Consider the following 21,695-nt stretch of genomic DNA (forward strand, 5'->3'; position numbering starts at 1 on the left):
CAGCGTGATGCTGGCTTTTTTATTAAGATGGCTTTCATTCTGCGTTATTCAGTAAGAGCTATGCACTAAGACCCAGATACTAAGAACTATGCACTAAGAGCCATGCCGCTATATCCACACCTAACGAATGGACTCTCTTTACAATTGTTACAAATCCTGACCGATGTAAATTTAAATGAGAATTATTGTCATCTAATAATCAAACTTTATAATGACGGCACATTTTAGATGACATGGGTAAACCACCAGTTTGCTCAAGGTTGGGGTACTTTGTGAAATCACGTTTTGCCTATTCAATACTAACGCTTGCCCTGATGCCGCATTTGGTCTTTGCGGCTGCGCCTAACGCTCAAGAGCGTCAACCCGAGCAAGAAAGTGCTTCAACGGCACAAGCCGATATACAAACCAATACACAGGCCGAAGTACAAGCCGAGACTAAGGCGCCAGAGCGCATTGTTGTGCGTGGTCGCGCCATGCAGATGTATGTCGATAAAGAGACAGAAATCGGCACTAAAACGGCAATTAATGTGATGGAGCTGCCGCAGTCAGTACAAGTGCTGACTGAGCAACTGATTGACGATCAAGCCGCCCGCAATATTACTGACTTATACCGCTCCATTGCCGGTGTAAGTGAATTTAGCTATTCCGGCGTGACCTTTCGTGGCTTTCGCGACGATGCCAACGTGTTTTACGATGGTGTGCGTGGCGACCCGTATTCGGGATTCTCGGTGCCACAACTGTTCAACGTACAGCGGGTTGAGGTATTAAAAGGCCCTGCATCGGCACTCTATGGCGGCGGTGAACCCGGCGGCATGATTAACTATGTGACGAAAAAACCAACCTTTGTCGAGCGTAAAGAGCTCACCTTAAGCACGGGCAGTTACGACATGATGGGCGGTTCGCTGGATTTCACCGGCGGCTTAACCGAGGATTTAGCCTATCGATTGGGAGGCTATTATCAACAGGAAGATAGCTTCCGTAACAATGCAGATAGTTTAAATGCCGAAGTAGCAGGTGGCTTATTGTATGAAATCAGTGACGATACTAAGCTCACCACCACATTCGATCTGATAAGACAGGATTTGGGCGGTAATCGGTTACGTGGTGTACCCGTGGATGATGCGGGGAATTTCCTCGTTGACCCTTCCTACAATGCCAACGAGAAGAGCGACTTCCAGAAAATGGATGCCTTGGTGCTGCAAGCGATTCTCGATCATCAATTTAGTGATGATTTTTCGGTAAAAACTCAAATTCGTTACCTGAATAATGAATCCGATCAGCAATATCACGAATCCCGTGGTTGGGTCGATGTGAACGGTGATGGTAAAGCAAACAGCGCAGATGGCACCATCAAACGTGAATATCGTGTCCAATCCCGTGCCAATGACGAAATCAGTTTAACCAACGATTTTGTCTATCGCTTTAATGCCTTAGGTTTTGAGCATGAGTTTCTGTTTGGTGGTGATTATCACTATGTTGAAACCGAATACCATTACAAGTTGGCGACCAGCAAGGAAGGCGTGGGTAATCTCAATATCTTTGAGCTGAATTACGGAGAAACTAATCCGAGTACTTACCAATTAAAAGACATGGATACCGACGGTACTCGCTCCAACCGTTTTGGCCTGTATCTGCAAGAACATCTGCATTTCAACGAGCAGTGGTCTTTAATTGCGGGTCTACGCTTTAGCCAGTTTGATGATTACGACAAAAAGACCGGATTCTCCTTTAGCGATAATGCCATTACCCCAAGGGCTGGGCTGAATTATCGTCCAATCGAATCTATGTCTTTCTATTTGAACTACTCAGAGAGTTTCAATCCGGCAGCATTGTCGGATCAAGAGAGTATTAAAAGTGACGGCGCACTCGATCCCGAAACTGGTAATCAAATAGAACTTGGGATGAAAAACGAGTGGCTCGATGGCCAGTTTATGACCACGCTTGCACTCTACCGCATTGAAAAACAAAATGTTGCCCAGGCAAACCCTCTAGATTCCGGCGATGACGATGGTATTCCGAATTTAGTTAATTTTGGCGAAGTACGTAGCCAAGGGGTGGAATGGACGCTGGTGGGGGATCTTACGGATAACCTTACCGTAACGGCCAACTATGCCTATAACGATACCGAAGTGATTAAAGGCGTGACCAACGACAGCCTAACCAACACCTTTGGCGACGGCAAACACTTTGCCAATGCGCCGCGTCATCAAGCAGGTTTATGGACGCGTTACGATATTCAAGCGATTGATTCGGCGATTGCTTTTGGGATGGATTATGTGGGCGAGCAATTTAGCCTTAATGGTCAAACGGTGAAACCCCATACAGTGTTTGATATGAGCTGGACGACCCAGTGGGACCAAACCCAAGTGCGCGTAAATCTGAAGAATATCTTCGATAAGGAATATGCTGTCAGCGGGTTTAGTGAACGCAATGGCCATTTCCCCGGTGAGCCACGTAATGTCACCCTCGAATTGACCCATAAGTTCTAGGGTAAAGCTTCCAAGTCTCATCTATGCCCGCGTGATGATTCGTGGGCATAGATTTCTTATCAAGATATTGTATCTAAAGATAAATTTAACTATACCTTTTAATGTGCATGAGTGTTTTAGCATTGCTGCTAACCATGCCATGATCCGCGTAAAACGCTTCTCATATTTTATTTATCGATTACAACGATAGATTCTATCCGTTTTTTACTGTGACTATCTTTGTTTAGACTGAGCTTATCTATTCTCCATTGCGTCTTTGTTGCGATAAGGTCAGTTATGCCGCCGATTAGCCATTTATCTTCTGCCTCTCAATCTGTTACTGCGCCGAAAGTAGCGTTAATTGCAGAAGGCGGTGGCCAGCGCGGCATTTTTACCGCAGGCGTACTCGATGCTTGGCTCGAGGCGGAGTTCGACCCCTTCGATTTATTGATTGGTACCTCAGCAGGCTCGCAAAACTTGACCAGTTTTTTAGCCAGACAAAAGGGGGACGCCAAAAAACTCATCCGAGGGCTAACACGCCATAAACGCTTCTATCAACTAGGCCGCGGTCTGATCGGCGCCAATGTTATCGATCTCGACTGGTATTTCGAGCAGACTCAGCGTGGCAGTTTTAAGCTGGATTTAGCGGCGGCGAGTCAATCCCTTAATGGGCGAGAACTCCTTATAACCACCACACGAGTCTCTGATCGCCAAGGATATTTCTTGAGTCCAACCAGTCATGAGCACTGGCGTGAACTACTCAAAGCCTCTAGCGCCTTGCCTTTTTTATATAAACAGGGGGTCAAGTTAACGCCTTGGTTAGGGATTGGATCTGCTAATCATAGCGATGCGACACTCGAACCCGAGCAAGACTATTACCTCGATGGTGGCTTAGCGGCGCCGCTGCCCGTGCGTGAGGCGTATAAACGGGGGGCCCGCAAAATTGTGGTAGTGAGAACAGTCAATGAGGACTTTCAAGCCCAATCGGCTTGGGTACATAAGCTTAAATCGTGGATCTGTGTTTCTGGTTTTTGTCCTAAGACCATTGATTACTTAGTGCAGCATGAAGAGGCCTATCAGGCCGAGCTAGACTTTATTGCCAATCCTCCTGATGATGTTGAAATTGTGCAGATTTTTGCGAAGGCGCCATTACAGAGCAAGTTGTTAGGCAGCACAGATGCGGATTTACGCATTGATTACCAGCAAGGGATAAAGGCGGGTAAGGCGTTTCTTGCTAAGTCTTCTTGGCAAACTTCTAAGGCTAACGATGTGACGCCCGTTGCACCGCTGGCGATATCGGCCTAGGTTATTAGTTCGATCTTACTTGAATCATTCAAGGTGATTTTCCAAAGCCGTATTTATGCTTGGCGCCGTGTGGCCAAGTTAAATCCAAGTCTTAAAGAGTCAGATAGTTAAACAGCACAAAGCCACCCTAGGGCCTGTCTCTTGATCACAAGTCTTCGTGATTGAGAGACATGGCCAATTCGTAACCCTCAAGGATGGTTTGTAACCTAAACCATCCTTCCCACAATACCTCTACACAAGCTCGACCTGTCCGCTTGGTATCTTTCCAACCCCCTAATCTGGCCAGACGCTCGTACGCCCACTGCATATCGGGTGCCTGTTGAGGTAACGGACGTCCCTCCATTTTCAGCCAAAGTAATTTCCACGCTTTCTGAGCCAATAGCGTTTCACAACATTGTGCTGCCACTTCCGCTTTGGATACCTTCATAAAGCGAAGCTGGAGTAAGCGTGTGGCGATAAAAGCCAGTATCACACTCATACGCTCCAGGTTCTCACGGCACTGCATTCTCAGCTCTTCCACCGCGGTGCCACTGCTTTTCCATACCTTGTGGTAATCTTCAATCAACCAACGGCGCTCGTAATAGCCGACAACCTCCAGTGCCTCCTTCGAGCATGTGATAGGTTCGGAGGTGAGTAAGTGCCATGCCAGTTTTTCTTCACGATGACTTTGCTCTACGACACTGACGTAATACAGAGTGATGTCTGCCTGAGTGCGTTTGTTGGCTGGAGCTTTGAGGGTCACTCGGGCATATCTCATTTCCAGCGTCACCGCTCGGGCTTTCCTTCCGCCTTTCTGAGGAATGAGGAGAGATTTCGTTAATGTATTCGAGTAGTCATAGAGTTTGTGTGCATGCTCTTGAATGCATCGGCTCTGCATCGAGCGGACGACAAAGCACTGTTGGTGCTGGGTTTTATAGGTCAGATATTCAAACAAATCAGCCTCACGGTCACAGACGGAAATCACCTTGTTGATATGCTCGCCTAAACGGGCAGACATATTGGCGGAGGCTTGTTCCCATTTGTAGCTCTCTTTTTCCTCGTAAGGGCGAGTAGCATGTTGGCGGCGTTGCCCGCGCTTAGTGATATCCCGCGTCCAACGCTGTTGCTCAATCAGCCCAACGACTTGCTGGCTTTGCGGTGAAAACAGCAAGATTGAATGCGCCAGAATGGCACGGTTTTTATCCCCTTGATTGGTATGACCTAACTCCTCCCTGACACTGTCATGCTTGTAAGTCAGCGAGGTGGTATCCTCTAGTGCTAACAAGATGTCATGCTCTCGAGCTTGCTGCGCGGTGGCTTGAAAACCCGCTTCAGCAATATCACTGGCTTGAATATTCTCATTGCGGATAAATCGGTAGGCCCCTTCCATCTCAGCGGGGGATAAGGGAAGTCTGGACACGGCAACTCCGGGTTGTTGGGTAATAGAGGTAGCCAGTGAAACAAGTCTTTGTGTACGTCTTGGGTCGTTGAGGTTTGCGTGCCCAAATTGACATTGCGCCCACTGCTCTGGATCCATCATCTTCATCATAATCGCCTCGAATATTTAGCCCTAGACGATCTGCTCACAATGCGGGGAATGAGTTCAAAAAAAATCCCTGAGCATTGTTCAGGGATTTGTGTATGAGAGACAGCCCTAGGGTGGCTTTGTGATCTTGATGGCATGCCTCAGCGATTAATAGCTGGCGGCATGCACTGAGCGTACGGCGCGACCAGAGGGGTCGATAATGCCACGTAGGCTTTCATCCCATGCCAGCGCTTCAGGCGTAGAGCAGGCGACCGATTTGCCCCCTGGAACCGTTTCGGCGGCACTTGGTAATGGATAATGCTCTTCAAAGAAACAACGGTAGAAATAGGCTTCCTTGGTTTCTGGCGTGTTGTACGGGAAGCGGAACTTCGCGTTAGCCAGTTGCAAATCGTCTACTTGCTCTGCGGCATGGGCTTTTAAGCCATCAATCCAAGAGTAGCCTACGCCATCGCTAAATTGTTCCTTTTGGCGCCAAGCGACTTCTTTTGGCAATTTATGCTCAAAAGCTTGGCGCAGAATGTGTTTCTCAATGCGGCCATCCTTAGACATTTTCGCCTCAGGGTTGATACGCATCGCCACATCCATAAATTCCTTATCGAGGAAAGGCACACGGGCTTCGAGTCCCCACGCCGCCATGGCCTTGTTGGCGCGTAGACAGTCGAACAGATGCAGTTTATCCAGTTTACGCACGAGTTCCTCGTGGAAGGCCTGCGCGTTTGGTGCCTTGTGGAAGTACAAGTAACCGCCAAAGAGTTCATCGGCACCTTCACCCGATAACACCATTTTAATGCCCATCGCCTTGATTTTACGCGCCATCAGGTACATGGGTGTCGCGGCACGAATGGTGGTCACATCATAGGTTTCTAAGTGGTAGATGACTTCTTTAATCGCATCTAAACCCTCTTGGAAGGTAAAGTTGATCTCGTGGTGAATGGTACCAATCGCATCGGCGACCTTCTTAGCGGCGGCTAAATCCGGCGCACCTTTTAACCCTACGGCAAAGGAGTGTAGCTGTGGCCACCAAGCGCCACTTTGATCGTCATCTTCGATACGGCGTTTGGCAAAGGTTTGGGTAATCGCCGAGATCACCGAGGAATCTAAACCGCCAGACAACAACACGCCGTAGGGCACGTCGGACATCAATTGGCGCTTAACTGCGGCTTCGAGGGCATCACGTAATTCTTCTTGGCTGGCACCGTTATCTTTCACCGCATCAAAGCTCTGCCAATCGCGAGTGTAGTATTGCACTGGCTCACCGATGCTTGAGTACAGATATTGCCCAGGCTGAAATTCGGCCACGGTCTTACAGACGGGCATCAGTGCTTTCATTTCGGAGGCCACGTAGAAGTTACCCGCCGCATCACGCCCAGTGTAGAGCGGGATAATGCCCATATGGTCGCGGCCAATAAGGTAGGCGTCTTTGGCTTTATCGTAGAGAACGAAGGCGAAAATACCGTTTAATTTATCAAGGAATTCAGTGCCATATTCTTGGTATAGCGCCAAGATGACTTCGCAGTCAGAGTTGGTTTGATAGCTATATTTATCGCCGAGCTGGGCTTTGAGTTCTTTATGGTTGTAGATCTCACCGTTGACCGCGAGGATAAGGCTGCCGTCTTCGGTTAGTAGTGGCTGCGCACCGTGTTCAATATCGACAATCGCCAAGCGCTCATGGGCCAAAATCGCTTTGTCGCTGGCGTAAATGCCTGACCAATCTGGGCCGCGATGGCGCATCAGTTTGGACATTTCCAGTGCCACTTGGCGTAGCTCTTTCGCATCGGATTGAATATCTAAAATTGAAAAAATCGAACACATAATGCAACTCCTAAACCGCTGTATTTCATTTGAGGATGTCTCAATTGAGTATCAATGTGCCAGCGATTCGGAATTTTGCCAAATACTATTTTTGATGATTTGTTCTATTTATGGTGTTTTAGCTGTGTTTAATTTATTTTAAAAATGCTTTTAATTGATGTTTATTTAATTAATTTCGTATTTTTATGAATAAAGTGTTTTTGCTTTTTGGTTGCAAAGCGGGATATTGGTAAATACGTAATGTTGACTCAAGAAAATCCGTTTTTGGAAAAATCATCATAAATGTGAGCAAGATAGTGATCCAAGTGCAAATATTGCTGATTTTATAAGCAGCTTATCGGCGGTCATTGCACGTGCTGTTACAGCCAAGGTCAAACTGTGAGGCTCTGAACTGATTAGATATTTAATGTGATTGGTATAAAGTAGGGCGGCTCATAAAATAATAAGGCACCTCTCAAGGTGCCTTATAGGGATGTTTCAGCGATGAATCGTTTTAAAGTGCTTACTTTGCGGTCGTGGCAAATTCCGTTTTGGCTGGACGCAGGCTGTTAAACTCTGTGCCTTGATAATAGCCTGGCCAATCTTGGCTGTTACCTAAGGTGCGAGTCACCTGATAGTAAACTTCGAGATCTTGAATCGCACCGCTCAGATCCCAGTCTTCATGGTATTCATCGCAGACATTGTGGTAGCAGCCCTTCATGGTCGCCTGCATTTGAGTTTTATAGCTTGCCGTTGCGGCATCTATGGGCTCGCTGCCGCCACCGGCAAAGACCGCAGGCACGCCAAGTTTGGCAAAGCTGAAGTGATCAGAGCGGAAGAAACCGCCCGATGCAGGATTCTTTTCACCCAAAGCAATACGGTTTTGCTGTTTGGCAGCATCGACTAAGTAGTTCTCAAGCTCGGACTTACCTTTACCGACGATAGTGAAGTCCTTCGTTTTTCCATAGATATTGGTGCTATCTAAGTTGAGCACTGCCACGGTTTTATCAATGGGGTAGATAGGATTAGCTGCATAATAACGTGAGCCAAGCAACCCTTGTTCTTCACCCGTGGTAGCGATAAAGGTCACCGAGCGCGCTAAGCCGTGGCCCTGTTTAGCGTTATCGGCCAGTTGTCTGGCGATTTCTAAAATGCCCGCAATGCCCGATGCGTTATCCATGGCACCGTTATAAATCTTATCGCCTTCTTTGCTGTCATCTTTACCAATGTGGTCCCAGTGGCCCGTGAACAGGATTTGCTCATCGGCTTGCTGAGTGCCGGGAAGGGTGGCGACAACGTTATAGCTGTTGGCGTATTCGGCTTTGTTTTTAAAGGCGATGTTAGCCGTTTGCTCAAGAGGCAAGTTAATCGGACTATCGGCGGCGCGCGCCATCAGCGTTGGTAGGGATAAACCCGCTTTTTCAAATAATTGTGTTGCAGCATCTAAGGTTAACCAGCCTTCGACTTGCACGCGACTGTCTTGCTCGGTTTTGCTGAGGACTAAATCTTGCTGCGCGCCAGTCCAGCTGTTTTCAACCACGGACCAAGGATAAGAAGCAGGCTCTGTATCGTGAATGATCAATGCGCCGAGTGCGCCTTGACGGCTGGCTTCTTCAAATTTGTAACTCCAGCGACCATAGTAGGTCATGGCTTTACCGTTAAACTTGCCAGAGTCGGGACGGGCAAACCCGGGATCGTTCACAAGGATCACCGCAATTTTGCCTTTCATATCCACATCTTGGTAATCGTTCCAGCCATATTCCGGCGCATTTACACCGTAGCCAACAAACACTAAGGGCGCGTTTTCGATATTGACGCCGCCATTATCGTGGCGACTATTTAAGACGATATCTTTGCGATAGGTTAATGGAAGTCCCGCCAAGCTGATTTGCTGCGCATCGTAGGCGGTATAACTCACCATAGGTACAGGTTGTAAAAAACTGCCTTGATAGGCGCCTTTGAGTCCCATCTCGGCAAAGGCCTTAGACAGATAATCTAAGGTGAGCTTTTCACCGTGGGTGGTGGGGGCGCGGCCTTCAAACTCATCGGAGGAAAGGTTTTTAATGTCGTTTCTAAAGCGTGCTTCATTCATTTGCACGGGTTTCAGTGCTGCACTGCTGTTGGCATCGGGCTGGGCCGAATTAGGGCTGCAGGCGCTGAGCATGGCTAGCGCGCAGACAGGATACAAACGTCGCATAGGTTAATCCTACTGTTGTTTTTAGGGCGTATTTCACGCATATATCAAAGGGGTATGTCGCGCCTTATCATGAAGCAAGCGCTATTGGCGGACAAGGGAGAGCCAAGGGGAAAAATGTTACTTAATGTTGCTTTACCGTATCGAGTCTGTTGTTGTTCTCAGCACGCTAAGGTGCTGAGAATCGGGCGATTTAAGGATTAAACCACATCAATATCGCCGGCACAGGCGAATACATGATTGGGGCGGAAAGGTTCTTTATCGATATCTTCAAGCTTACTCACGCCGCTGGTGACCAGAATAGTCTCAAGCCCTGCTTGAAAACCCGCCAGAATATCGGTGCGCATATTGTCGCCAATGATCACGGTATTTTCGGAATGGCCGTCGATATGGTTGAGCGCGGAGCGGATAATCCACGAACTCGGTTTGCCTACGTAGAAGGGTTTTTTGCCTGTAATCCGCTCTATCGGTGAACACAGGGCGCCGCAGGCTGGACTGTAAGCGGGGCCGTGAGTGTCGGGGTTGGTGGCGATAAAACGGGCACCACGGGCGACGAATCCGGCGGCCTTATGGATCATATCCCAGTTATAGGAGCGGGTTTCACCGACAATCACGAAGTCAGGGTTAATGTCGGTAATGGTAAAACCAGCCTTGTAGAGCTCATGGGTGAGGGCGCCTTCGCCAATCACAAAGGCTTTACTGCCTTCTTGATGCTTTAAAAAGTCGGCGGTGGCCATGGCAGAGGTGTAAAAACATTCTTCTGGTACGTCTATCCCGGCGGCGCTGAGGCGGTTTTGCAGATCCTTACCCGTTTGTACTGGGTAATTGGTCAGAATAACGAGGGGATTGCCTTGGTCGAGAACGCGGTGGATAAATTTATCACTGCCGGGGATCAGCTTATTGTCGTGCAGGAGTACACCATCGATATCGCAGATAATATTTTTCATCTAATAGTCTCTTGTATGCCGAACAAAATCACTTTTCGTTAGCTTATCTAATGCCACATTAGGCGAGAAAACAATGATTTTGTATGACAAGACGAAAAAAAAGAGACCCTTAGGGTCTCTTTTTTCGCGAGGCAGTGTTTAATCGGGGGCGTAGCCGTTAGGTCCGATTAAGGTGCCATCGAGATAGGCTTGGCCGTCCTGCATTTTGAGGCGCTGATGGCTGAACCATTTCACCACTAAAGGATAAATCGCATGCTCTTGCTCATGGACACGAGCGGCGAGCATCTCAGCAGTATCATCCTCATAAACAGGGACTTTTGCCTGTAAAATCACCGGGCCTGCATCCAGCTCTGGCGTGACAAAATGCACACTGGCGCCATGTTCAGTGTCTTTGGCATCGATGGCGCGCTGGTGGGTGTTTAATCCGGTATATTTAGGCAGCAATGAAGGGTGAATATTGATCATGCGTCCTAAGTAACGATTCACAAAATCGTTGGTCAGAATACGCATAAATCCAGCCAACACGATCAAATCGGGTTGGTACTTTTCAATCGTTGCCATTAACCGTGCATCGTAATCAGAGCGAGATTCACCTGAATGAGCAATCACGCAGCTGGTATCAATTTCACTATGATGGGCGCGAATTAAACCGTAGGCATCGGGTTTATTACTGATCACTCCGACAACTTCGGCCTGCAGATTATCGTCACAACCGTCGATAACGGCTTGCAGGTTACTGCCATTTCCGGAAATTAATACAACTACACGACAGCTTTGGGGCATTACAGGATCTCCACTTGCTCTTCATTGCCTTCGCGAGCAGCGATAGCACCGATTAGCCAAGCTTGTTCGCCTTCGGCGGCGAGCAGTGCCAGTGCGGCATCGACTTTATCGGCTGGCAGCGCAACGATCATGCCGACACCACAGTTAAAGGTGCGGTACATTTCATATTCTGCAATGTTACCGTTTTCCATTAACCAATTGAAAACAGCAGGCCATTGCCATGAATCACCTTGGATAACGGCTTTGCAGTTTTCAGGCAGTACGCGGGGGATGTTTTCCCAGAAACCGCCGCCAGTGATGTGCGCCATTGCGTGCACGTCCGATGCTTCGATCAGCTTAAGCAATGATTTAACGTAAATTTTGGTTGGTTCTAACAGATGTTGGATCAATGGCTTGCCATTGAGATCCTGTTGAGGATCCGCTTGGCTGACTTCTAATACTTTACGGATTAATGAATAGCCATTTGAATGTGGACCGCTTGAGGCTAAAGCGATCAGTGCATCACCCGCAGCCACTTTACTCCCGTCAATGATGTCGGCCTTTTCAACCACGCCCACACAGAAACCTGCGAGGTCGTAATCTTCGCCTTCATACATGCCTGGCATTTCAGCGGTTTCGCCGCCGATTAACGCACAACCAGATTGGAAACAACCTTCGCCGATGCCGTTAACAACCGAGGTTGCTGTTTCTACATCGAGCTTGCCTGTTGCGTAGTAATCGAGGAAAAACAATGGCTCAGCGCCTTGAACGATCAAGTCGTTCACACACATGGCCACTAAGTCGATACCGACTGTGTCGTGTTTTTTGTAATCGATAGCTAAACGCAATTTAGTACCAACACCATCGGTGCCTGACACTAAAACAGGTTGCTTGTATTTAGTGGGTAATTCACACAGTGCGCCAAAACCACCTAAGTTGCCCATTACCTCTGGACGACGGGTACGTTTAACAGCCGCTTTAATGTTATTTACCAGTGCATTACCAGCATCAATATCAACGCCAGCGTCTTTATAGCTCAGTGGGGTAGGAGTGCTCACGGAGGATCCTCTCGGGTACATCGTTATTGGATTTTTATGCGGCGGTATTCTATCAGCTTGTGCTAGGGGTCGAAAGTCATGATTTGGATTTATCAGCTTGTGGGGAGTATTTTTAGCTTCACAGGGGGATATTTCACATTTTCTATTCTGCGATTGGTCATAAAATAGTATACGAATGGGCGTATCTTAAGCGATTGGCAATAATTCTTGGGATATTGCTCACGATTAGCTCGAATGGCAAAACTTTATGTTTTACCCAATAAACAAATCATCTAGAATCTGAAAAATTTGCCTAAGATAATTCGCGAACAATAGTAGGAGAGAAAAATGAAAGTTGTCGAGGTTAAACACCCGTTAGTGCGTCACAAAATCGGCCTGATGCGTGAAGGTGACATTAGCACTAAACGTTTCCGTGAGCTAGCCGCCGAAGTGGGCAGCTTGTTAACCTATGAAGCTACCGCAGATTTCGAAACCGAAACTGTTACGATTGAAGGCTGGAATGGTCCAGTTGATGTGGATCAGATCAAGGGCAAAAAAGTGACTGTTGTGCCGATCCTGCGTGCGGGTTTAGGCATGATGGACGGCGTGCTTGAGCATATTCCAAGTGCGCGTATTTCGGTTGTAGGTATTTACCGCGACGAAGAAACCTTAGAGCCTGTGCCATATTTTGAAAAGCTGGCCAGCGACATGAACGAGCGTATTGCACTGATTGTTGACCCTATGCTGGCAACTGGTGGCTCAATGATTGCGACTATCGACCTGCTGAAAAAACGCGGTTGTACCTCAATTAAAGCCTTAGTGTTAGTTGCCGCGCCCGAAGGGCTCAAAGCCCTTGAAGCGGCTCACCCGGATGTTGAGCTGTATACTGCCGCAATCGACAGATGCTTAAACGAGAAGGGCTATATCCTGCCTGGTTTAGGTGATGCGGGCGATAAGATTTTTGGGACTAAATAATGTTCTGATGGCTTAAATGCTATCTCGATTTGACAAGGGGGCTTAGGCTCCCTTTTTGTTTTTTATGATTCCATTTTTGCCGACTCGTTCTACAGTTAACGATAAGATTAATTTTGACATAATGCGTTTTGCGCGGCGCAGTAGGTTTGCAATAAATCAATTTAACTCAGTTCATGATCGGAGATTATGATGGTTTCAAAACTAAGTTGGTCACTTGTTCGCCAATCTTGTTTATTAGCTACCTTGATATTTGTTGTGTTACTGCTGATCCTTTTACCCCTGCGAATAGAGAAAGAACACAGGGCATTTACCAAATTTGTACGGGCGAAACACGTGGCGCCAAGTTATTTAGAGTTGCTTGGTAAGAGCTTGTCTTTACACGATATTATTGATTTTAATAGTGCGCTACTGACACCATTTAAGCTTGATTCCTCCCGCTTATTATTGCCTTCAGGCGGAGCCTTATCACCAGAAGAAGAGTTGATCCTGCGCTATTTTGACTATTTATATTCAAATAATAAAAATCCTGTCAGAAGTGAGTTTATATATATCGGTCTATACAAAAGTAATGCGCTATATTTTGCCTCCACGATTCCTGATGAGGTGAAAAGTCGCTTAATACACGAAAATTCTTTCACCAATGAGTTTTGCCAACGGCTGCATTATTGCAGTAAGGATGCCTCTGCTGACTCCTTAGTTGATGATATTGTGCTGTCTGTCCCTTATCGTGATGAAGTAACGGGAAAGATTATTCTTTCTATGGCGGCGCCCATTTCATCCTCACATGCGCCTGAGCATCTTTGGGGGGATGTGATTGCTGATACATCATTTATGGCAACGGATTTTATGCAAAGAAAAGTGTTTGAAACTCAGTACACTGCTTATGGTACAGAGATTGTTATTAGCGGAGATAGTTTTTGGACACGGATCACGCCCAACTTTCTGTTTTATGCTATGAGTCATCACTTAGATAATCAGAGTGTTTTAACATATAAAACCAGTACGTTAAGGTTTTTTATGCAATATTTGCCTCTTTGGTTATTGCTGTCGGGCTTAACAATTATTTTCCAACTTAAATTTATGCGTCTCAAGCAGTTACGTACTGAGCGTCAGCAATTTTCTGAAGCTATGCTGTTGGATCCATTTACGAAGACCTACAATAAAAAAATCTATGAAACACTTATTTTTAAGGCTGCAACTGCGTCTCAATATGCTGTGATTTGTATTGATGGCGATAAAATAAAAACGATTAACGACACCCATGGGCATCAATTAGGTGATTTGGCGATAATGCAAATTGTCGAAGCGATGCGAGCCGTTTTTCGGGAAAACGACATTATTATCCGCACTGGTGGTGATGAGTTTGTGGTGATTTTAGCGAGTTGTCCCTATGAGAAAGCTTTAGAACTTGCCAAAAAACTAAGAGAAAATGTGGCACAGCGACATTTTTTAAACATGCTAACAGTATCATGTGGCGTGGCAGATTCGATGGATTATCCATCCTTTGATGCGACACTGCAGGCTGCTGATAAGGCGCTTTATGCGGATAAAAAGCACAAAAGTGAAGGTTGTGAGGATACTCAGCGTTAAAGCTGGAAAATGCAACTAGACACCTTACATTAAACAAAGCGTGGCATTGCCACGCTTTTCTATTGCTATCTGCCCTAGAGTACCATGGCGGCAATCCAACCAAAGACCAGTAAGGGGATATTGTAATGGATAAAGGTTGGAATAACGCTGTCGCGAATATGGTCGTGCTGACCATCGGCATTTAAACCCGAGGTTGGACCCAGTGTAGAGTCAGACGCTGGTGAGCCCGCATCACCCAATGCCGCAGCGGTGCCGACTAACGCGATAGTTGCGGGCACAGAAAAACCAAAGCTTAAGGCTAGTGGCACATAAATGGTCGCGATAATCGGAATGGTCGAGAAGGATGACCCAATCCCCATAGTTATTAATAGCCCAACAACTAACATCAAAAAGGCAGCAAGGGCTTTATTGTCGCCAATTAATGAACTTAATGACGAGACAAGCGTGCCGACTTCGCCGGTTGCTTTGACTACCGCAGCAAAACCTGCGGCGGAGATCATGATAAAGCCGATATTGGCCATCATACGCACGCCTTGGGTGAAAATATCTTGGTCGGCAACGTGCTTAAGCGCGCCTGAAAAACTGAAGATCATAAAGCCGACTAAGGCGCCGAAGATCATCGAATCGGTTTCAAGTTGTACAAACAGGGTCGCCAGAATCGCAAACGCAGCGATAGCGATATTGCGTTTATTGAGGCCCTCTTCTGGCTCAGCTGTGAGTACCTTAGTTTCATCGTAAACCCTAGGTTTGCGGTAACTGAAAAATACCGCGATCAGTAGGCCGACCACCATACCTGCGGCGGGGATCAGCATAGCGGGGGGAATTTGATCGCGTACAGCAACCAATCCATTGCCCGTAAGGTTAGAGAGTAAAATATCATTCAAGAAAATCCCGCCAAAGCCCACGGGTAAAATCATATAAGTAGTGACAAGACCGAAGGTCAGCACGCAGGCTACCAGACGGCGGTCGATATTCAGCTTGGTCATCACATGCAGTAGCGGCGGTACCAATATCGGAATAAAGGCAATATGGATCGGCAGGATATTTTGCGATGCCATCGACATCACGAGCAAAGATAACAACAATAACCAGCGGACCCAGTTGGTGTTGGTGGCATTTGGATCTTTGCCAAGGCTTTTAATGATGGAGTTGGAGATCAAGGTCGTTAAGCCCGAATGGGATAGTGCTACGGCAAACGCCCCGAGTAAGGCATAGCTGAGGGCGATTTGTGCGCCGCCACCTAATCCCGTATTGAAGGCATCAATCGTTTGATGCAGATCCATTCCCCCCACTAAACCAGCAACGAGGGCACTGATAGTGAGTGCAATCACCACATTCACCCTCGCTAAACTGAGGGCTAACATTAAACACACTGCAATAACGACTGCATTCATAGACAATATCTTAATTCTGTAAACCAAAGGAACTATTTTTGACTGCAAAGGCCGTGTCTGTCCAGTTTACGGCGGCTTAATCTGAAAAATATCTGAAAATGTGAATTGGGTGGGTTTTTACTGTTAGACGAATGTGTTCTCGAACGCCTACCACTCGTCTAGATTGCTCTATCCTTAAGCAGTAGTGTCAAAATGCCCTTGAAAAATGTGATATTGGTCTTAAATAGGTTGTAAGGCAAAACGCACGACTTATAATGCCTAAAGATTTGATTGGTAAGCTCCCTCAAAGACACTTGCGCAAATCGGTGCAAGCGTGTTTAGGGGATGTTTTACTTTAATAGTTAGTTCAACTCATAGATGGAGATATAAAATGAGCGTATTAGTAGGCCGTCCGGCTCCTGATTTTACTGCTGCAGCTGTATTAGGTTCTGGCGAAATCGTAGATAGCTTTAACTTAACTGCGGCCATCAAAGGTAAGCCAGCGGTTGTATTTTTCTATCCACTTGACTTCACTTTCGTTTGTCCATCAGAGTTGATCGCTTTCGATCACCGCATGGAAGAGTTCACTAAGCGTGGTGTTGAAGTGATCGGTGTGTCTATCGATTCTCAATTCACTCACAACGCATGGCGCAACACCCCAGTTGAAAAAGGTGGTATTGGCCAAGTGAAATACACTTTAGTGGCTGACGTTAAACACGACATCTGTAAAGCATACGATGTTGAGCACCCAGAAGCTGGCGTGGCTTTCCGTGGTTCATTCCTGATCGACAAAGAAGGTATGGTACGTCACCAAGTGGTTAACGATCTGCCATTAGGCCGTAACGTTGACGAAATGCTGCGTATGATCGACGCTCTGCAATTCCACGAAGAGCACGGTGATGTATGCCCTGCGGGTTGGGAAAAAGGCGACAAAGGTATGAACGCAAGCACTGAAGGTGTTGCGGCTTACTTAGCAGAAAACGCAAGCTCTCTGTAATTTGCAAACCTTTAGTTAGGTAAAAAGAAAGCTGCCAAATGGCAGCTTTCTTGTTTTAGGCAATTGTTGGTAAAGCTATGCTTCGCTAACCGAATCATCAGGTTCGTTGGTGGCTAAGAGTGGCCAGCCACCTAAAGATTTCCAGCGGTTGACGATATAACAAAAGAGTTCAGCGGTGCGCTCGGTATCGTAGAGAGCTGAATGAGCTTCCTTATTATCGAAGGGGATCCCCGCCATGATACAGGCTTTGGCCAGCACGGTATGGCCAATCGCTAAGCCCGCGAGTGTCGCAGTATCAAAGGTAGCAAAAGGGTGGAAGGGTGAGCGTTTTAAGTCACAGCGCTCAATCGCTTTACTCACAAAGCCATGATCGAAGGCAGCATTGTGCGCCACGATAATACTGCGGTGACAATCCGAGGCCTTCTGCGCCTTTTTAACGGCTTTAAAAATCTCCAAGAAGGCTTCTTTTTCGCTTACTGCGCCGCGTAATGGATTGGTGGGATCAATACCATTAAAGGCCAGTGCCTCGGGTTCTAAGTTGGCGCCTTCAAAAGGCTCAATATTGAAATGCAGGGTTTTATCAATCCCGAGCAAGCCTTCATCATCCATTTTTAACAGCGTGACGGCTATTTCCAGCAACGCATCGGTTTGAGAGTTGAAGCCCGCGGTTTCGACATCTATCACTACAGGAAAGTAGCCTCGAAATCGGTGTTTCAATTTGTTTGCGTCGCTAATATCACTCATTAAAGTACCCAAGAAAAATCACAGGGCGCTATTATGCTAAATGTACTAGGATGTGTCATGTTTGATTGGTGATATTATGAGCTAAAGGAACTAAAAAGTTTGCCGATAAAACTTCGTAACCGAATAAACACGAGTAAGGGCTATGTGGCGAAAACTGATATTAGTATCAATTTTATGCGTTCCAGCAACTGCAATGGCAGAGTTGCGCCACTATGTGGCCTCTTTGGGGGAATCCCAATGGCGAGTCAGTCAAAACAGCCCCATCGTATGCCGTCTTGAGCATGATATTCCATCTTATGGTAAGGCGATTTTCACCAGCGAAGCGGGTAAACAGTTAAACCTTAACTTTACCTTGGACATGTGGGTGAAACCGGACCAAGTTACACAGGCGACCTTGATGAGTCGCGCCCCCCAGTGGCGTCCTGGTGTGGTATCGAAAGAAATCACTTCACTACGTTACCAAAAGTATTTTAATGGTGAAGTGCCTAAGCGCGCCGCTTGGTCAATGTTGACTGAGTTGAGCCGTGGTATGGAACCCACTTTTTATTATGCCGATTGGTATAACGAATCGAATAAAATTGCCGTAGGGCTGTCGGCGGCGAACTTTGGCCGTAAATATGCTGAGTTTAAGTCATGCCTATCGCACTTATTGCCCTACAGCTTCGAAGATATTGCCTTTACCGTACTGAATTACGAAGAAGGTGGGACCAATTTAACCCGTTTCTCACAGCAGCAGCTTTCGCGCATTCAGGAATATCTATCCTACGATCCTGATGTAGAACTGGTGTTAGTCGATGCCTATACCGACAGTTACGGTGGCCGCTCCGTTAACCAAAAAGTCTCGGATAAGCGCGCAGAATCGGTAAAAGATTTCTTTGTCGCCAGCGGTATTCCTCAGGATAGAATTGTGACCGTCGGCCATGGTGAGCGCCGTCATGTGGCGTCGAATGATGATATTGAGGAGCGAGCACTCAACCGCCGCGTCGTTATCCGGATCAGTAAGCCACTGATGTGAGTTATCGTCTTTAAAAGTTAATGGCCGTAACTTATCGCTTATAAGATAGTGTTACACCTAGTTCTAATACGTTACAAACAGCAATGCCAAGTCTTCGGACTTGGCATTGTCATTTCTGAAGTGTGCATCTCGTAAACGCATGAATGCTATTCCAATCTAAGTCATTTAAGTGCTGCAATGCTAAGAGTGACGCTAAGGCATGAGGTCATTGCTGCGTTTTTAGGGAAGAGGATTAGATTTTTATGTAACAAAAGACGACTGAAAATCGCTAGATTTTCACGGTATGTTTGAATCGAAATAAAAAAAAAGCCCGCTTAATCTAAGCGGGCCGCAAAAAATGCATTTGCAATCAACAAATTGAAGGAAGGAAGTCAAGCATAAGAACCAGGGATGAACTGACATCTTAAAAAGACACCAGCTTAAAAGTTCTTTGTTTTCCATATCCGCTAGCGGATATCTCCTGAAAACAAGCACATTCTAGTGCGTCCCAAGGGCTCAAGCAAACGAGAAAAATTGCCCAGACGCATTAGCAAAACTAATGATTAATTAAGTGATCTGGCTCACTTAAGTCACTATTTAGCTTGATTAACAACTTGTCAGTCAGAATTAATGCATAAAAATACACTTCAATAAACTCATCATTGCTACCACTTTGTTAAATCTTGCCTCTTCGCTACAAAAGCTCATCTTTTGCTGCGGCATTGCCATGAAAAATTTTGCTTGTATAGTACTTGCTGCAAAAGAGCGTTAAGCCGGACATCACCAAAAGGACGATAAAAGATGGCATTAAGATTTCGCCTTGCCCAGCAAGGTTTATTAGTGGCCACATTGGGCATGGCGTTGGCCGCCTGCCAGAGTGGCAATACGCCAGAAGAGGCTGCACAGCAGGTCAGCGCCAACAAATTGGTTTACCCAGAAACTCGAAAAGACAGCTTAGTCGAGACAATTCACTGTGTGGCAGTGGCGGATCCTTACCGTCACCTTGAAGAAAACACGCCAGAAACCGAAAGTTGGGTAAAAGAACAACAGGCCTTTGGTCAAGCATACTTGGCGAAGATCCCCAATAAACAAGCCGTGGTTGACCGTATCACAGAGCTGTGGAACTACGAGAAAATCTCAGCTCCTTTCGAGAATGGCGATAACCAGTTTTATTACCGTAACGATGGTTTACAAGCGCAATCGGTGCTCTATGTAAAAGGCAAAGACGGCGTTGAGAAACCTGTACTGGATCCAAATAGTTTTTCAGCCGATGGAACTGTAGCGCTTTCCGGTGTTTCTGTTAGTAATGACGGCAAGATTTTAGCCTATGGTGTGTCTAAGTCGGGCTCTGACTGGCAGCAGTGGCAGTTTATCGATATTGCCACGGGTAAAAAGCTTAAAGATGAGCTCAACTGGATTAAATTCTCCAGCGCAGTGTGGGATAAGGAAAACCAAGGTGTTTTCTATGCCCGTTACGATGCGCCCGCAGGCGGTGATTTACTGGCCGATGTGAATTTTAATCAAAAAGTGTATTACCACAAGTTAGGCACAGATCAGCGACAAGATTTATTGATTTACGAACGCCCACAAAATAAAGATTGGGGCTTCGGTATCGATGTGTCTGAGCAGGGCGAATATTTACTGTTGTCAATTTCCCAAGGCACAGACAAACGTAATCGTTTCTTCTATAAATCACTGTTTGAACCTAAAGCGCAGGTGGTGGAATTAATCCTTAACCTCGAAGCGGAATATGAGTTTTTAGGTAATGATGGCGCCGTATTTTATTTCAAGACCGATTTAGATGCGCCAAACGGTAAAGTGATTGCCATCGATACCCGTAATAGTGATAAATCCCAGTGGCAAACCATTATTCCAGAATCGAAAGATCCTATTAATAAAGTGGCCATTATTAATGACCACTTAGTCGTGAGTTATTTGCACGATGTATTAGGGCAGTTATCGATTTTCAGCATGGGCGGACAAAAGCGTCAGGATGTTACTTTACCTGGTAAAGGTAATGTCGCCGGACCTTTCGGCAAGGCGAGTAAAGACTATTTCTACTATGTCTTTAACAGCTATATTCAACCCGAAACTACCTATAAGTTCGATTTTAAAACGGCAGAGTCGACAGTGGTCGCTAAGCCGCAGGTTTCATTCAATCCCGATGACTATGTGTCTGAACAAGTGTTCTACACCAGTAAGGACGGTACTCGCGTCCCTATGATGGTGTCCTACAAGAAGGGGCTAGTGAAGAATGGTCAAAACCCAACGCTACTCTATGCCTATGGTGGTTTTGCGATTTCAATGACACCGCGTTTTAGTCCTGCCAACATCGCTTGGTTAGATATGGGTGGCATTTACGCCGTACCAAGCTTACGTGGCGGCGCCGATTACGGTGAAAGCTGGCACCAAGCTGGGATGTTCGATAAAAAGCAAAATGTGTTTGATGACTATTTTGCGGCGGCCGAATACCTAATCAACGAAAAATACACCAACAGCACTAAGTTAGGTGCTTATGGTCGCAGTAACGGTGGTTTGTTGATGGGCGCTGCTGTCACCCAACGTCCAGAACTGTTTGCCGCCGTGTTACCGGCCGTGGGTGTGCTGGATATGCTGCGCTTTCACAAGTTCACCATTGGTTGGGCTTGGACCAGTGAATACGGTAGTGCCGACAACGCTGAGCAATTCCCTGCGTTATTGGCTTACTCGCCTTACCATAACGTTAAAGCGCAGGCCTATCCTGCGACTATGGTGATGACGGCTGACCATGACGATCGCGTAGTTCCGCTACACAGCTTTAAGTTTGCTGCCATGATGCAAGAGAAGCAGCAGGGCGATAAACCCGTCATTATGCGCATTGAGTCCAATGCAGGGCACGGTGCGGGCAAACCGACGGCGATGAAGATCGACGAGTTTGCCGACATTTACAGCTTCCTGTGGCAAAGCTTCGGGCTGACATTGCCGCAAACTCTCGCAAAATAGCGAACTATGTT

At 46.6% G+C, this 21,695-nt stretch carries 15 protein-coding genes; 7 read left to right on the top strand and 8 right to left on the bottom strand.

Annotated features, from left to right (window positions below):
• Positions 1–272 precede the first annotated feature (272 nt).
• On the top strand, positions 273–2,489 hold the full coding sequence (locus tag SHD_RS14755; RefSeq protein WP_023267856.1) for a TonB-dependent siderophore receptor: 2,217 nt from the start codon (positions 273–275) through the stop codon (positions 2,487–2,489).
• Positions 2,490–2,765: 276 nt separating this feature from the next.
• Complete coding sequence (locus tag SHD_RS14760; protein WP_023267857.1) at positions 2,766–3,773, top strand: patatin-like phospholipase family protein; 1,008 nt, start codon at positions 2,766–2,768, stop codon at positions 3,771–3,773.
• Positions 3,774–3,918: 145 nt separating this feature from the next.
• On the opposite strand, the gene SHD_RS14765 is transcribed toward SHD_RS14760, so the two are convergent.
• The 6 genes from SHD_RS14765 to purM form a co-directional block, all read right to left on the bottom strand.
• Positions 3,919–5,289 carry an IS4-like element ISUnCu8 family transposase gene (locus SHD_RS14765; RefSeq protein ID WP_084294894.1) on the bottom strand — a complete coding sequence of 457 codons (1,371 nt, stop codon included), beginning with the start codon at positions 5,287–5,289 and terminating at the stop codon, positions 3,919–3,921.
• 156 nt (positions 5,290–5,445) lie between these two features.
• Complete coding sequence (gene asnB / locus SHD_RS14770) at positions 5,446–7,110, bottom strand: asparagine synthase B (protein WP_011717455.1); 1,665 nt, start codon at positions 7,108–7,110, stop codon at positions 5,446–5,448.
• Positions 7,111–7,612: 502 nt separating this feature from the next.
• Positions 7,613–9,286: a M28 family metallopeptidase gene (locus tag SHD_RS14775; RefSeq protein WP_023267859.1), complete on the bottom strand. Its 1,674-nt coding sequence runs from the start codon at positions 9,284–9,286 to the stop codon at positions 7,613–7,615.
• A 197-nt stretch (positions 9,287–9,483) separates the two neighbouring features.
• A complete protein-coding gene (locus SHD_RS14780) occupies positions 9,484–10,230 on the bottom strand; it encodes an HAD-IIA family hydrolase (RefSeq protein WP_011626525.1) in 747 nt (248 codons plus the stop codon).
• Positions 10,231–10,368: 138 nt separating this feature from the next.
• Positions 10,369–11,013 carry a phosphoribosylglycinamide formyltransferase gene (gene purN / locus SHD_RS14785; protein ID WP_011623140.1) on the bottom strand — a complete coding sequence of 215 codons (645 nt, stop codon included), beginning with the start codon at positions 11,011–11,013 and terminating at the stop codon, positions 10,369–10,371.
• Positions 11,013–12,050 (bottom strand): phosphoribosylformylglycinamidine cyclo-ligase, encoded by a 1,038-nt coding sequence (gene purM, locus SHD_RS14790; RefSeq protein ID WP_023267860.1) that lies wholly within the window; start codon positions 12,048–12,050, stop codon positions 11,013–11,015. The genes purN and purM overlap by 1 nt, the downstream gene beginning before the upstream one ends.
• A 327-nt stretch (positions 12,051–12,377) precedes the next feature.
• On the opposite strand from purM, the gene upp reads away from it, so the two are divergent.
• Positions 12,378–13,004 (top strand): uracil phosphoribosyltransferase, encoded by a 627-nt coding sequence (gene upp, locus SHD_RS14795; protein WP_023267861.1) that lies wholly within the window; start codon positions 12,378–12,380, stop codon positions 13,002–13,004.
• A 189-nt stretch (positions 13,005–13,193) separates the two neighbouring features.
• Entirely contained in the window at positions 13,194–14,594 is a 1,401-nt protein-coding gene (locus SHD_RS14800) for a GGDEF domain-containing protein (RefSeq protein ID WP_084294892.1), read from the top strand.
• A 74-nt stretch (positions 14,595–14,668) separates the two neighbouring features.
• On the opposite strand, the gene SHD_RS14805 is transcribed toward SHD_RS14800, so the two are convergent.
• The gene (locus SHD_RS14805; RefSeq protein ID WP_023267863.1) at positions 14,669–15,988 is read right to left on the bottom strand and encodes a Na+/H+ antiporter family protein; all 1,320 of its coding nucleotides are present in this window, start codon (positions 15,986–15,988) and stop codon (positions 14,669–14,671) included.
• A gap of 370 nt (positions 15,989–16,358) precedes the next feature.
• Between SHD_RS14805 and SHD_RS14810 the strand changes: the two genes are divergently transcribed.
• Positions 16,359–16,964 (top strand): peroxiredoxin, encoded by a 606-nt coding sequence (locus SHD_RS14810; protein ID WP_011623136.1) that lies wholly within the window; start codon positions 16,359–16,361, stop codon positions 16,962–16,964.
• Positions 16,965–17,039: 75 nt separating this feature from the next.
• Here the strand turns inward: SHD_RS14810 and rnt are convergent, their stop codons facing one another.
• Positions 17,040–17,708, bottom strand: coding sequence for a ribonuclease T (rnt, locus tag SHD_RS14815; RefSeq protein WP_023267864.1), 669 nt, complete (start codon positions 17,706–17,708; stop codon positions 17,040–17,042).
• A 142-nt stretch (positions 17,709–17,850) separates the two neighbouring features.
• On the opposite strand from rnt, the gene motY reads away from it, so the two are divergent.
• Both motY and SHD_RS14825 read left to right on the top strand, forming a co-directional pair.
• Positions 17,851–18,723 carry a flagellar protein MotY gene (motY, locus tag SHD_RS14820; RefSeq protein ID WP_039978495.1) on the top strand — a complete coding sequence of 291 codons (873 nt, stop codon included), beginning with the start codon at positions 17,851–17,853 and terminating at the stop codon, positions 18,721–18,723.
• Between the two features lie 780 nt (positions 18,724–19,503).
• The gene (locus tag SHD_RS14825) at positions 19,504–21,684 is read left to right on the top strand and encodes a prolyl oligopeptidase family serine peptidase (protein WP_023267866.1); all 2,181 of its coding nucleotides are present in this window, start codon (positions 19,504–19,506) and stop codon (positions 21,682–21,684) included.
• The last annotated feature ends 11 nt before the right edge of the window (positions 21,685–21,695 follow it).

Source organism: Shewanella decolorationis S12 (genome assembly GCF_000485795.1).
GTDB lineage: Bacteria > Pseudomonadota > Gammaproteobacteria > Enterobacterales > Shewanellaceae > Shewanella > Shewanella decolorationis.